This is a genomic window from Flavobacterium sp., assembly GCF_035299245.1.
Taxonomy (GTDB): domain Bacteria; phylum Bacteroidota; class Bacteroidia; order Flavobacteriales; family Flavobacteriaceae; genus Flavobacterium.
In genome coordinates this window covers 56087-70377 of record NZ_DATGWY010000006.1, presented here as the reverse complement: position 1 = coordinate 70377, position 14291 = coordinate 56087, and the positions used below count along the sequence as shown (strand labels likewise).

13 protein-coding genes are annotated in these 14291 nt (G+C 34.7%); 10 read left to right on the top strand and 3 right to left on the bottom strand.

Annotated features, from left to right (window positions below; translation table 11 throughout):
* Positions 1 to 80 precede the first annotated feature (80 nt).
* The 4 genes from VK161_RS04550 to VK161_RS04535 all read left to right on the top strand — a co-directional run bounded on the left by VK161_RS04550 (position 81) and on the right by VK161_RS04535 (position 4246).
* Positions 81 to 602 carry a hypothetical protein gene (locus VK161_RS04550; RefSeq protein WP_324213574.1) on the top strand — a complete coding sequence of 174 codons (522 nt, stop codon included), beginning with the start codon at positions 81 to 83 and terminating at the stop codon, positions 600 to 602.
* A complete protein-coding gene (locus VK161_RS04545; protein ID WP_324213573.1) occupies positions 577 to 2358 on the top strand; it encodes a sensor histidine kinase in 1782 nt (593 codons plus the stop codon). Before VK161_RS04550 ends, VK161_RS04545 begins: the two co-directional genes overlap by 26 nt.
* The gene (locus VK161_RS04540) at positions 2355 to 2966 is read left to right on the top strand and encodes a response regulator transcription factor (RefSeq protein WP_324213572.1); all 612 of its coding nucleotides are present in this window, start codon (positions 2355 to 2357) and stop codon (positions 2964 to 2966) included. The genes VK161_RS04545 and VK161_RS04540 overlap by 4 nt, the downstream gene beginning before the upstream one ends.
* A gap of 89 nt (positions 2967 to 3055) precedes the next feature.
* Positions 3056 to 4246 (top strand): C1 family peptidase, encoded by a 1191-nt coding sequence (locus VK161_RS04535; protein ID WP_324213571.1) that lies wholly within the window; start codon positions 3056 to 3058, stop codon positions 4244 to 4246.
* Positions 4247 to 4370: 124 nt separating this feature from the next.
* On the opposite strand, the gene VK161_RS04530 is transcribed toward VK161_RS04535, so the two are convergent.
* Together VK161_RS04530 and VK161_RS04525 are read right to left on the bottom strand one after the other, a co-directional pair.
* Positions 4371 to 5564, bottom strand: a complete 1194-nt coding sequence (locus VK161_RS04530; RefSeq protein ID WP_324213570.1) for a hypothetical protein — start codon at positions 5562 to 5564, stop codon at positions 4371 to 4373.
* Between the two features lie 98 nt (positions 5565 to 5662).
* Positions 5663 to 7501 carry a hypothetical protein gene (locus VK161_RS04525; RefSeq protein WP_324213569.1) on the bottom strand — a complete coding sequence of 613 codons (1839 nt, stop codon included), beginning with the start codon at positions 7499 to 7501 and terminating at the stop codon, positions 5663 to 5665.
* A 133-nt stretch (positions 7502 to 7634) separates the two neighbouring features.
* Here VK161_RS04525 and VK161_RS04520 point away from each other — a divergent pair, with 133 nt between their 5' ends.
* Positions 7635 to 8444, top strand: coding sequence for a hypothetical protein (locus VK161_RS04520; RefSeq protein ID WP_324213568.1), 810 nt, complete (start codon positions 7635 to 7637; stop codon positions 8442 to 8444).
* A gap of 159 nt (positions 8445 to 8603) precedes the next feature.
* Here VK161_RS04520 and VK161_RS04515 read toward each other — a convergent pair whose 3' ends face one another.
* The gene (locus tag VK161_RS04515; RefSeq protein WP_324213567.1) at positions 8604 to 9254 is read right to left on the bottom strand and encodes a murein L,D-transpeptidase catalytic domain-containing protein; all 651 of its coding nucleotides are present in this window, start codon (positions 9252 to 9254) and stop codon (positions 8604 to 8606) included.
* Positions 9255 to 9356: 102 nt separating this feature from the next.
* Between VK161_RS04515 and VK161_RS04510 the strand changes: the two genes are divergently transcribed.
* The 5 genes from VK161_RS04510 to aqpZ all read left to right on the top strand — a co-directional run bounded on the left by VK161_RS04510 (position 9357) and on the right by aqpZ (position 14238).
* Entirely contained in the window at positions 9357 to 10754 is a 1398-nt protein-coding gene (locus VK161_RS04510; RefSeq protein WP_324213566.1) for a DUF1800 domain-containing protein, read from the top strand.
* Positions 10755 to 10947: 193 nt separating this feature from the next.
* A complete protein-coding gene (locus VK161_RS04505; protein ID WP_324213565.1) occupies positions 10948 to 12114 on the top strand; it encodes a DUF1501 domain-containing protein in 1167 nt (388 codons plus the stop codon).
* Between the two features lie 68 nt (positions 12115 to 12182).
* The gene (locus VK161_RS04500; RefSeq protein WP_324213564.1) at positions 12183 to 13082 is read left to right on the top strand and encodes a DMT family transporter; all 900 of its coding nucleotides are present in this window, start codon (positions 12183 to 12185) and stop codon (positions 13080 to 13082) included.
* 77 nt (positions 13083 to 13159) lie between these two features.
* Positions 13160 to 13516: a DoxX family protein gene (locus VK161_RS04495; RefSeq protein WP_324213563.1), complete on the top strand. Its 357-nt coding sequence runs from the start codon at positions 13160 to 13162 to the stop codon at positions 13514 to 13516.
* Positions 13517 to 13536: 20 nt separating this feature from the next.
* Positions 13537 to 14238 carry an aquaporin Z gene (gene aqpZ / locus VK161_RS04490; protein ID WP_324213562.1) on the top strand — a complete coding sequence of 234 codons (702 nt, stop codon included), beginning with the start codon at positions 13537 to 13539 and terminating at the stop codon, positions 14236 to 14238.
* Positions 14239 to 14291 lie beyond the last annotated feature (53 nt).

The window sequence follows — 14291 nt, the reverse complement described above, 5'->3', positions numbered from 1 at the left end:
AGTAAAATCCCTATTTATAGGGATTTTTTTTTTAAATTATCAACGGAAATTTGAACTATAAAACTTTAAAACTATTCATTATGAAAAAAATTGTTCTTTTATTACTCATTACTACATGCGCTTTTTCATGCAAACAAGCTGAAACTCCTCAAGAAAGTACATCTGTAGCCGATTCAACTGAAACAACTGAAACAACCGTTGCTGCTACTGATAAAGAAGATGATTGTGACTTACCTGTATACGATGGAGAAGGAACATTCAGTCGCACTTCTGGAGATGTAACATATACAGTATCATTGCCTAGTAATGAAGTCAATACGTGCAAATTTAAGTATTTTAGAGTTGCCAAAAATGTTGTTTTTATTCATCTTGACAACGATAAAGATGTAGCATTATCAAATGCAAACTGTGAAAAACACGAACTTAAGTTTTCTGTTCCTGAATATAAAACAAGCGATAATGTAACGCAATTTGATATTTTACTATGTCATGATAACATTGAGGTAGATAAAGATAAAGCCATTGAAATTTACAAAGAATACATTAGTAAAGACCAAAATCCGAAAAAATTTGGAAATGGCGTATTATCAATCATCAATTAGAATGCTATTCAACAAAATTATCTCACTTGCAAGCATTCTGTTTGCAAGTGTTTGTTTTTGTCAAGACTTTAAAACAGCAGAATATTATTTAAACAACTATCAATATAAGGAGGCTTTACGTGAAATTAATTCCATCAACATTAATTCTATTCCTATTGCCAGCAAAGCAAAATATTATTTCCTTTTAGGAGAAATCAATCAAAAATTAAACAAAAGTGATGTATCCTATAAAAATTACATCCTTGCCCAAAAATTGTATAAGTCAATTGACAGTATTGATCAATTTCAAGAAATCAATTTAAAAATATCAACCATAATTGACTCACAAGAAAACAACACCAACAATGCTACAGTTTACATTAATGAATATTTAAATTATGCTATCAAAGTAAAAGACAGTCATAAACTTGCCAAAGCATACAAGCAATTGGGCAATATGAATGCTGGAATTGACAATAATAAATGTTTAGATTATTACAAAAGAGCGATTCGATACAATACAATTCCAAACGATAGAAAGCTGTATTCTGATGTCTATAAAAATATTGGACTCATCTATAACGATGCGCTAAACAATCCTAAAATAGGTCTTGAATACTTAAAAATTGCTCTAGAATATGATAAAGCCATTGACATAGGAAATGGAATTTGCTACAATTATATTAATCAAGCATCTGCACAATTTTCTTTAAAAAATTACAAAGAATCAATTGTTCTCTTAAAAATGGCCGACAAAGCCCCAATCAGAGAAAACATCCTAAAAACAAAAACAATAATCTATCAAAATCTAGCGGAAAGTTCACATAAATTAAACGATTTTAAAAACGCTTTTCTCTACAATAACGAATACATAAAATACAAAGATAGCCTTGATGAGAGTTCACAGAATATAGCAATCAATGATATTCAAACCAAATATCAAACCCAGCAAAAAGAACTCCAAATTGTAAAATTAAAAAACCATCAAATAATGAACTATTCCATCATTGGCTTTTTAATAATTGTAGTAACCACTTCAATCCTTGCCTATAAAAACCTCTCAAAAAAGAAGAAAATTATTGAGCAAGAAAAATTACTCGAAACTCAAAAACTCGAAACTACATTAAAAGAGCAAGAGTTGCACGAGATTGATGTAATGCTTGAAAGCCAAGAGAAAGAGCGCCAACGAATAGCCAATGAACTGCACGATAATTTGGGAAGCATGCTGGCCACATTAAAACTCAATTTTGAAAATTTAAAACGACATGATTCCAACCCAACCGATACCGAAACTAAATTATTTGAAAAAACAGATGATTTGATTGAAGAAGCGTATCAAAAAGTACGCAACATCTCACACCTCAAAAACTTGGGTGTAATTGGTAGCGAAGGTTTGCTTATTTCAGTTAAAAAAATGGCTGAAAAAATGAGTGTCATCGAAAAGTTACAGATCAATGTTATTCCGCATGGCTTGAATGAACGTCTTGAAAATACGCTCGAAGTGATGCTTTTCAGAATGATACAAGAATTGTGTACCAACATCATCAAACATTCGGAAGCCACTGAGGTGAATATTTATTTGACGCAACACAATGATTCCGAACTCAACATCATAATAGAAGACAATGGTAAAGGATTTGACCCAAAAACTATAGTTGCAACCTCGGGAATCGGACTCAGAAGCATCGAGAAAAAAGTAGAGCAAATGAACGGAACGTTTACTATTGATTCGATCATATCAAAAGGAACCACCATAATAATAGACTTACCAATATGATAACCATTGTAATTGCAGAAGATCATCAAGCCTTAATTGACGGCATCAAACTTTCGTTGGATTACGAAGACGACATTTCAGTTGTAGGCGAAGCCAATGATGGTGAATTACTGATTGATATGGTTCGCAAAAAACAACCTCAAGTGGTAATTACCGACATTAGAATGCCTAAATGCGACGGAATTTCGGCAACTAAAACCATCAAAAATGAATTCCCACACATCAAAGTCGTTGCTTTTAGTATGTTTGATCAAAGTGAAGCGGTAAATCAAATGAAATTAGCCGGCGCCAATGGTTATATTATGAAAAATTCACCTCTAAAAAAATTAGTCGAAGCCATTCGTAAAGTAGCCAAAGGTGAAACCTTCTTTGACGATGCTATTACAACTTTGGACACCACATCAAAAGAAGAAATCATATTAAGTTCGCGCGAGAAAGAAATTTTACGACTAATTGGCGAAGGGAAAACTTCGCAAGAAATTGCTGACCAACTTTTTATTGGCAAAAGTACTGTTGATACACATCGAAAAAACATTCTCAAAAAAATGAACATTCACGGAAAAACTGATTTGATTCGGTTTGCAGTGGAAAGGAAATATGATTTTTAAATACACTAGAACTAAAAAAATACCCATTGTTAGTGATTCTATTGTTTGGAAATAATTAGGATTTTAGTACTTCATTAAACCTTTTAATTATGAGAAAAATTGTTGTATTAGTCTTTTGTTTGGCCAATTTATTCACGGCTTTTGGTCAAAAAAGAAGTTTCGGAGAAGTCGTTCCTGATGATTTTGAAAAAAAGAATTTCTTTTATTTAAAATTGGTAGACTCACTTGAATTACCCAATTCTATTGATTTATCCAAAAAAATGCCTCCTGCCGCCGATCAAAACCCACGAGGAACGTGTTGGGCATTTGCTTCCACTTACTCTATAATTAGTTACATGTCGAATGTCAGTAAAGCAGATGATTATTTTTATCAAAATGGCAAACCCGACTATAGTAAAATAAAAAGCCCAGAACTACCCATCCAGTTGTATTTTGGAAGCAATGCTAATTGCGATGCAGGAGCAACCACTAAAGATTTACTGCTAAAAACATTGGTTGAATACGGAAGTATTTCAATGGAAGAATTAAAGTACTCAGCTTTGTGTAGTCAATCCATTTCTGATGAATTAAAAAACAAAGCCAAACTAAATAGTACTTCAGAATATGATGTTGAAGTAGTTCATAAAGACGACATGATTACATTAAAAAAAGTGCTATCGCAGGGTCAACCTTTAATAATTAGTATTCGCGTTGATACTAATTTCAAAAAAATCAAAGATAATGTTGTAGATTATTATAAGCCCATGTGGGACACTTATAAAATAGGAAAAGGATGGCATGCCATGACTGTAGTTGGCTATAATGACTCCATTAAAGCAGTAAAAGTAATGAACTCTTGGGGTGAAAAATGGGGAAATAAAGGGCATTTGTGGATCAGTTATGATATAATTAAAAATTATGCTCGTTATTATTGTTATCCTGTTGTAAGACCTAAAATAACTATTGACACTCTCGAAATTGTTGCAGAAAATTCAAAAGCGTTCACTTTTGAAGAAAAAACCGAATTGAGCAGTTGGTTTAAATCGGGTTATTACCGAAAGTTTAATACTTTGAAAATTAAATTACTGTATTTAAACTACAAAAAAGAAGACGATGAATACGGTTTAATAGAAATAAGCGACGAAGAAGATACCGTTTTATCCAAATTTTATATTCAAAACAACTCCTCAAAAGAATTCTACATCAATAATGTCAAATACTCTTTTACATTTAACAATGTCGGACGAATTGGGTATAATTTCACAAAAAAGGCAATGTTCTTTACAATGAAAGAGCTTTAGTTCTGTGCAAATTTGCCTAAGTTTGGCAATGGTATTTCCAATCACACTTTAATAATCTGAAAATATAAAACCCTCGAAGAATCTGAGGCTCTTCGAGGGTTACGTACGAAATAAAAAATAACTTCTAAAAAAGTAAACTTCCTCCAATTATTACGCTTCTATTCTCTAAACTTTTTTCAGAACTAAAAGTCTTGAACATCACAGAAAAATTAAACTTCTGTAAAATAACTGCTCCTAATGTAATTCTAGCGAAATTGAAATTCTCTTTTTCAATGCCTAAATTATTTTTAAAATCTTCAGTTGCGTTAATTCTACTGGCATTAAAATTCCCATACAACCGAATATCATTATTAGATGTTGATGCATCCAAATACAAATCAAACTCTGCCGCTAAACTTCCAGCAAAATCTTCAGACTGTGTTCCAAATGCAGGAAAATCAGCACTTGCTTTCAATAAAAGTCTTGAAATTAGATTGTATTGATTATTATTAGAAGAATAACTAAGCAATGGATATTCTGCTTTTAAAACAGTATTACCTCCATTTGAAACTAATCGTTGATACGCTTCTTCAGTTGATGTTGATGTTGTGTCTTCGTCAGCTTTACCCTGGCCTTCTGTAGTTCCTTCATCCGATTTAGCAATCATTGCACCAAAACTCAATCGAATGATGTCCATATTACCCGAAGCCAATTCGGTATAAACCGAACCTGTATTATTGCCAAAATTAATTCCAGAACTGTTCAAATAGTTAAATCGTTTTCCATTTTCGCTGTACATAATATTAAAAAAAGTATTGGCCTTTTTAGGCCCGAAAAAATAGTGAAGCTTTTCTTTCTTAAAAGTAATTGATTCTTTGTTTGTTGTTGCAATCTTAATCTTCTCATCTAATTCTTTTATTTTTTTGTTGGTTTCTTCGATATCTTCTAAACTAGTTCTATTAGTATTTTGAAGTAAATTAACTTTTTCTGCATTCAAATTAGCAATCAAATCATCATAATATTTTTCATAAAAATCATTAATATTGGTAGATTGAAGATTTCTCTTCTCGCTAATCTTATCTTCAATAATAGACTTTAAGTCTCTGAGTTTATTTGGAGCAAGATTATAGGCTTGTATCATCTGCAAATCCTTTAATGCATCGGTTTCTTTTTTAATAGTTGCGTTAATTGTATCTAATAGTGCTTCCAAAGAAGTTAAATCATTTTCTACACTTGTATTTTTAATCTTCGGATTGTCATTGCTAATTTTAAAATTAATCTGCCCAAACATCGAAACACTCATCAAAAGCGTTCCTATAAGAAGTAATCTTGTTTTCATAATAAATAATTTAAAAGGTTATGAGACAAAATTCCTTTTTGTGGTAACAAAAAAAATCCCTACAAATAGGGATTTTAATGTAAACTATTGAAGATGCATTATTCATACAAAACCGTACTCGGCTTGGTGACTTCAAAATTGGGTAACGTCAAATCGTAAGTACGAATCGAATTGGTTTTGAATACATCAGTACCATCATTTGGAATCGATGGAAAATACGAAAACGAAAACTGAAACGAGTTGAACACCAAAAAGTCGTTGCTCACTATCACTCCAGCTCCAATTTGCGAATACATTTTACTATTTTTAAACGTATTATTTTCGTTGGATAACATTCCCATCGAGTAACTCAAATACGGATTGACTCTGAAACCCAAAACATTCCACGGTGAATAACCTTGCGTTTGAAAACTCACTACCAATTTTTTGGTTCCTCGTACAGCCGTACTTTCAAAACCTTGAATCCCGTATACACCATTCAAACTCAATCGATCCAAATCACTTTGCATTCTATTGACACCAACCACCAATTGCGGTTTTACAAATTGCCTGAATTTCCACGTTCCAATTTCAAACAAATTGGTAAAATACACCAAACTCCAATTGAGTGTGGTTTGTTCGGTTTCGTCTCTTTTGAAAAAAGTTCCGTACTCAAAATTAGTGCTGAAATATCCAAATGGAAAGAATTTTCCGAGCGCCACTCTTCCGCCCAAATACATTCTATTTAGATTATTTTTTTGTTGATTTCCAACTGTTAAACTATAGATAAACCCCGATGCGATGTCTTCTGTCACATTAAAATCAAAAAGGTATTTGTCTTGTTTGAATTTTCTCGATGACAAACCAACACTGGTATAAAAACTCTTTTCACTCGAAAAAATCCTCACTGGATCGTAACTCAACGTAGGTTGTTCTTGATAATTAATTTGCAAATGTCGCCCGCTAACAAAAAAATTAGTGGTTCTGTTTTGCTCCGTTTTCCCTTTAAAAATGGGAAACGAATAGCCCAACCAATAATCTTGTGAATTGTATTTAAACGATTGATTTTGTTGGGTTGCATCGGTTGAAACTGGAAGTATTTTTCGGTACTGTTGATCAAAATACATGCCGCCCGCCCAATGCGAATAATTGGAAAAAAAGGGTCGCTCAATGTTGATGAATTTTCCAAAACTACCGTCAATTTCCTTCTGATAATTAAGACTTGTACGTATGAATGTTTTAAAAATAGTCGGAATGGTGTAACCGGTACTGAATGAATTTTCCTTTCCGGTTAAACTTTCTCGGTACGTTCCCGAAAGCTCATGACCAATTCCGATAAAATTGCGTTCGGTTAATTTAAACGTTGATGCAGAAGTCGAAGTCGAAAATTCAGGAACCAAACTCCACGCATCCAAAACTCGGATGTATACATCAACTGAATCCGAATTGGGCGCGGTTAATTCTACTCGTGAAGCAACTCCGCGAACGTAACGCTGACTTCGAATCAAACGCTCCGATTCTTTGACCAACAATGAATCCAAAGGCTGATTCTTTTCAATCAATAGTAAATTAGAAATAGCAAAAGCTCTTGTTTTATAGTGCAACGCATTTCCTATTCGATCATTGAATTTCTTGGGTTTTTTGAGTGTGTCTTTTTCTGAATAGCCAAACGGATCCAAAGTAGTGATGTGAATGTTTCGCACAATTTTACATTCGTATGAAGCATAATTGGTGGTAATCGTTTTTTGGAATTTACTTTTTTTGACTTTCTCTTTCGCAACCGGTTCAAAAATCAGTTTGTGCAAAAATTTGGTAACCTTGCTTTTTTTAGAATACTTCTCAATGTCACGGTACATCTTGGTTGAATCCACTTTCTTGTCCTTTTCTTGTGCTAACGACAAAAAAGAACAACACAGCAGTGCTACGAATATAAAACTCCATTTAATTGTCAATTGCATGTAGGCGTATCGATTGAGGTATGAATTCCAAAATTACAATTAAAACCCAATTTTGATTTTATTTTAACGTTCAATTAAACCTTTTTATTTTTGGATAGTCTTACTTTCGATTGTTCCATCAAAAACATACATTATGAATACGAAATTAACTACTTTCCTATTGATTTTCTTCGGATTTGCAATAGGCTACAGTCAAGAAGATGATCAACCTGAAACAGCAGGAGAAAATTTTAGTTTAGAAGGCGCATTAGCAATTTTTAAAGAAGCCAAATCGCTTGAAGATTTTGAAAAAGCAATTAATGAAGAAAACAATAATGTAAATAATCTCGACCTCAACAACGACGGCGAAATTGACTACATTACGGTTACAGATATCAAGGAAAATGATACGCACGTGATTGTACTGAGTACGTATCTAAACGAAACTGAAAAACAAGATATCGCAACTATTGGCATTGAAAAAACAGGCAATGAAGAAGCGCAACTGCAAATTGAAGGTGACGCCGATTTGTATGCTGATAACACCATTGTTGAACCTTTTGATGTAGACGAAAAAACAGATAAAAAGAACGGTCCAAATGCCTTTGACATCTCACCAACTCGTGTTGTGGTTAATGTTTGGTTGTGGCCAAGTGTGCGTTTTTTATACGCTCCAGGTTATGTAGTTTGGGTTTCACCGTACCGTTGGGGCAATTATCCTCGCTGGTGGAGACCATGGAAACCTTTCAGACATACCGTTTTTTATGGAAGATGCGCACCACACCGAGTATATTACCACAAAACAACCGTTCGTCGTGTTACAGTGGCACGAAGAGTATATGCTCCGAAAAGAAAAACCTCAACTTTAGTAGTAAAAAACAGACGAGGAACAACAGTAGTTCGCAAAACCAACCGCGGAACCAAAGTTGTAAAAGTGAAAAGAACTCCAGCAAGAAGAAGATAAAGGTTAGTTATGTTACGACAAAACATCCCATGAATAGTGCATTTGTGGGATGTTTTTTTGTATATGGTTTATAGTTTATGGTTTAAAGTAAACTTTTGGAATTTGATTTTTTTTTTAACTGCTTTCTGCATTCTGAAATCTGCATTCTGAAATCTGAAATCACTCAATAATCCACAGCAAAACGGGTTTTTTAGTCGCTTTCAACTGAGTATCTAGTTTTCGCATGAACTCGTCGGAAACAGCAGGACAACCCCAACTCAGTGGACTCACATTGGGATAAACTTCTTCGTTAGCAACGGCATCCCAAGAATGTAAAACCACCACTCTTTTCACTGCATTTGAATTTGATTTTTCCAAACCGTGCAACCAGTATTTTACGTTGATTCCCCAACTGCTGTAATCACGTTTGCCAATTTTGTATTTGCCTTTCATCGAGCAATGACTGTCGGCTTTATTGCTGAATTTTGCCTTTTCCCATTTAGTCGGATTGGTTTCAAATTGGTCGCAACTGCCATGAGTGACTAAGTTTTTATCAATTACTTTATTTTGTTTAAAATCGTGTATAAAAAACCGATTTTTCCCCGGATGAATACTCAAATCAATCAAGTAATAGTAGTCTTCATTGAAATTATTATCCTTGCAAAACTGTAATGCTTCAGAATTAGTCGTTGTGTAGTCTTTGACTGGAATTACATCAGTCGTAGCGTTATTGCAACAAATGAATGAAAGAAGAAATAGTATTGTAATGTTTTTCATGTTTCGGATTGTGGTTTTAAAAAGTCTTCTGCGTTCTGCTTCTACGTTCTGCATTCTTTTTGGAATACATTTGACATTTATAACTCACATTTAACATTTATATTTTAAACCTTTTGTGTTAAATAAAGTCTAAAATTTATACATAACTTTTTGATTATGAACAAAAGCACTCTTTGGTCACTTCGTTTGGGTTTTTCGGGAAAAGAAGCTTCGAAAATAGAGCAATTGGGATTTGAGCAATTCCTAAAAAAGTCGTTTTCAAACTCTTTTGAACAACAACTTCCTAGTTTTTTGAACGACGAACCGAAAACCGTTGCCGAATTGCGTGCTGCGCGTGAGAAAATCAAAAATTCCGATTCAGAAGAACAAAAGAAATTCCTGAAAAAACAAATCAGAAACAGCATCGAACTCAAAAAATGGTGGATTGGAAAATTGCGCAGTGAAGCATTTCCATTGCGCGAAAAAATGACTTGTTTTTGGCACAATCATTTTGTTTCAACTTCACAAAAAGTGCGATCCAATTATTGGATGTACCAACACAATATGGTTTTGAGGGAAAATGCCTTTGGAAATTTTAAAGAACTCACTAAAAAAATCATCAAAACCAACGCTATGGTTCGCTATTTGGATAATGTAGATAACCGAGCCGACAAAATCAACGAAAATCTGAGTCGAGAGTTACTCGAACTGTTCACACTCGGAATCGGGAATTATACTGAAAATGACATCAAAAACGGTGCACGTGCATTGGCTGGCTTGGGTTTAGGAGAAGATCAAGCACAATACCGACGCTTTTTTGAAGACAATTCGGATAAAACCTACTTCGGCAAAACCGGAAATTTCAAAGCCGATGATTTGGTGGATATTATTTTCGAACAAAAAAATATTCCTTATTTGATTACTCGAAAAATTCTAAAATGGTTCATTTATGATACTCCAACTGAAGAATTGGTAACGTATTACGGCGATTATTTCAGGAAAGTAAATTTTGAACTAGAACCTTTGCTGACTAAAATCTTTACCGAAGAATATGCTAAAAAAAATGCTGGAAGCAAAATCAAAGATCCATTAGTATACATTTTACAATTAACTAATGAACTCAACGCTAATGAAATTCCTGATGTGATGATTGGATTTTTTACCAAACAACAAGGAATGGATTTACTCAATCAACCGAATGTGAAAGGTTGGGACGGCGGGAATTCGTGGTTGACCTCGCAAATTTATTTACAGCGAAATAATGCTTCTGATTTGATGTGTAACGGACGCAACATCAACCGAAAAGCATTCAATAAAATTCCGGATGAAGGTGAAGAACCTGAAATTACAGTAGAGAAAATCAACGTTGGAATTACGTTCAACAAAAAAGGAACCAACAAAGACATCATAGCCGAATTGTCGAATCGATTGCTCTTTCAAGTAGATGAAAACACTCAGAAAGACATGGAGAATTTGTTGAAATACGATTTTGATCCAAAAGGAGAAAATGCTCAAAATGCCGTTTTGCGATTGTTTAATTATATCACCAAATTACCTGAATATCAATTGATTTAAAACTATATGTTACTATTTTCACCGATGTCCGCGTTAGGGATTGAAGCGGCATCCTTTTGTGTAATGCAATGGAACAAAAGATACAGCGAAAAGCCCGACCTGTCATTGCGAGGCACGAAGCAAACAGGAACGCCCAAATAAAAATTTTAAAATTGCCGATTTACATTGAATCAATATACTAAATCAAAACACCATGAACAGACGTAATTTTTTATCTTTAACCGGAACGTTTACTGGCGGATTGCTCATCTTGCCCGAGTTTTTACATGCCTTTGGTTCGCAAAACAACTTGGTTGTTGGCGACTCGTGTTTGGTGTTTGTTCAACTCAACGGTGGGAACGATGGTTTGAATACGTTCATTCCGTTTGATGATCCGTTGTACTATCAATCGCGACCTAAAATTGCCATCAATAAAAACGATGTGGTTGGAAAAAATAGTGGAATGGCGTTTCATCCTGCGTTGAAAGATTTCGCTCAAATGCAGCAAAATGGAGACTTGAGTGTGATTCAAAATGTGGGTTATCCTGAACCGAATCGTTCGCATTTTCGCAGTCAGGAGATTTGGCAAACAGCAACTGATTCTAATAAATACTTGAACGAAGGTTGGCTCGGACGCTATTTGGATTTGCAATGCAACGAACATCAACCCACGGCTGGAGTGAACTTGGATTCGATTGATAATTTAGCATTGAAAGGAACCGAACCTAATGCCATTACGGTTAAAGATCCAAATCGATTTAAAGTGAGAACGGATAAAGACGAAAACGTAAAATTGTCCAACAATCCGCAATTGGATTTTGTACGGAAAATTGCCAATTCAGTCACCGAAGGTTCGGATGATATTCAGAAAGCTTTGGCCCAATCAACTTCTGAAATGAGTTATCCTAAAACGGGTTTGTCCAAGAATTTAGAATGGATTGCGCGATTGATCAAAGGAAATTTAAACTCTAAAGTCTATTATACTTCACTCGGCGGATTTGATACTCATGATAATCAACTCGATATTCACAGTAGAAAATTAACCGAATTGAACGATGCCGTTTTTAGTTTTTATACTGATTTGAAAAAGGCAAAACTGTTGCAAAATGTCACCATTGTTGTCTTCTCCGAATTTGGTAGAAGAGTCAAAGACAATGGCAACGGAACCGATCACGGAACGGCTGCTCCGATGTTCATCATTGGCGGAAATAATAAAGGAAGTGTGATTGGAGCCAACCCAAATTTGGCCGATTTAGACCAAGGCGATTTGAAATACCAAATTGATTTTAGAAGTGTGTATGCGACTCTTTTGCAACAAAAAATGAATTTTGATTACACTAAAATCGGTATTAACAGCAAACCGATATCGCATCTTTTCTAAAAACTTTCGACTTTAAATCCGAAAAACAAAACTATTGAAGTATCTTTGCCGGCTTCAAAATTTTAAAAATGAGTGGAAATAAAGTCTTAAAAGGTGTTGTTTTAGTAGGATTAGGTGCAACGAGTTACGGAATGCTAGCGACTTTTGTAAAGTTGGCTTACAAAGAAAATTATACTACTGCCGAAGTCATTGTGGCCCAATTCATAATTGGAATCATTGGGATTTTACTGATTAATTTGGTTCAGAAAAAAACCAAAAGCGATGTGGTGAAAGCGACTCCAAAAAACATCTTTCACTTGATGCTTGCCGGAACATCATTAGGATTGACCAGTATTTTCTATTACTTATGTGTCAAATACATCAACGTTTCCATTGCGATTGTTTTGTTGATGCAAACCGTTTGGATGGGCGTTTTATTGGAATGGATTTTAGACAAAAAAGCACCATCGGGACAAAAAATACTTTCGGTAATCATTGTTTTGGTTGGAACACTTTTGGCCACTAAATTATATGAAGCCGATTTGAACTTGGATTGGAGAGGATTATTCTGGGGAATTCTGGCTGCAGCCTCGTTTACCACAACTATGTTTACGGCCAATAAAGTCGGACTCGGAATCTCATCAGCACAACGCAGTTTGTACATGCTTCTCGGTGGCGCAGTTGTCGTTTTGATATTTGCATTACTAACACAAAATACGCCTTTCAATTTCGAAATTTTTACTAAATGGGGAATTGTTGTAGCGCTATTCGGAACTATAATTCCGCCCATGCTACTCAACGCAGGATTCCCAAATACCGGAATTGGTTTGGGAAGTATTGTTTCTTCGTTAGAACTTCCTGTGTCGGTTACTATGGCATTTTTAATTTTAGACGAAGAAGTAACACTAATTCAGTGGTCGGGAATCGCTTTAATCATCTTGGCAATTGTCATCATGAACATCAACCTTAAACAGTCGAAAAACCAGTAAAATCAATACGTAGAATTATTTCTACAATTGCATTTTCGTTGTAATTTTTACTTATTTTAGTAAAAAACAAATTGCTTATGGAATACACTTGGCATCTCATTTTGATGGCGGCGTTGTATGTTGCTACAGGTATTTTTCATCTTTCTAAACCTGAACTGTATTATAAAATCATCCCATCTTTCTTCGTTTACAAAGATTTTATTAACTTTATGACTGGCTTTCTCCAAATTTTATTTGGCGTTAGTTTGTTAATACCGCAATACAAATCAGTCGCAGCCTCGTCTATCATCATTTTATTGATCCTTATTTTTCCTTCAAACATCTATATGGTTTTGAATAAAAAAGCGCGTTTAGGATTGCCATTGTGGCTTTTAATTGTACGATTACCATTACAATTCGCCCTAATTTATTGGGCTTATCAATATGTGACCTAATTAACTTAAAACCCTTTATTATGAAAAAACTTTTTGCAGAATTCTTCGGTACTTTTTGGCTGGTATTTGGAGGTTGTGGCAGCGCTATTTTTGCTGCTGGAATTCCCGATTTAGGAATTGGTTTTGCTGGTGTTTCACTGGCATTCGGATTAACGGTTGTCACGATGGCGTATGCTGTTGGACACATTTCTGGTGGACATTTTAATCCTGCTGTCTCATTTGGACTTTGGGCTGGAGGACGATTTTCAATCAAAGATTTAGCGCCGTATATTCTTGCTCAATGCATTGGAGCAATCGCTGCTGCAGGTGTTTTGTATTTTATTTGGACTGGAAAAGCCGAAAATATAATCGATGCGACCAAAGCTGGAGCGTTTGCAACCAATGGATATGGCGATTTTTCGCCGGAAAAGTATTCGATTGAATCGGCTTTTTTCGCCGAATTCATACTCACCATGTTCTTCATCATCATCATTATGGGAGCAACCGATAAATTGGCTAATGGGAAATTTGCTGGTTTGGCCATTGGTTTGGGATTGACACTAATTCATTTGATTAGTATTCCAATTACCAATACTTCGGTAAACCCGGCGCGTTCGTTATCACAAGCAGTAATCACTCAAGGTGAACCCTTGGCTCAGGTGTGGCTGTTTTGGTTAGCACCTATTGCAGGTGCTGTTTTTGGCGGATTCATCTACCGAACACTGTTGGAAAAGAAAGACTAATTCTAATTGTAATAATTAACAAATGTAAAAGCGGTGAAGTTCATCGCTTTTTT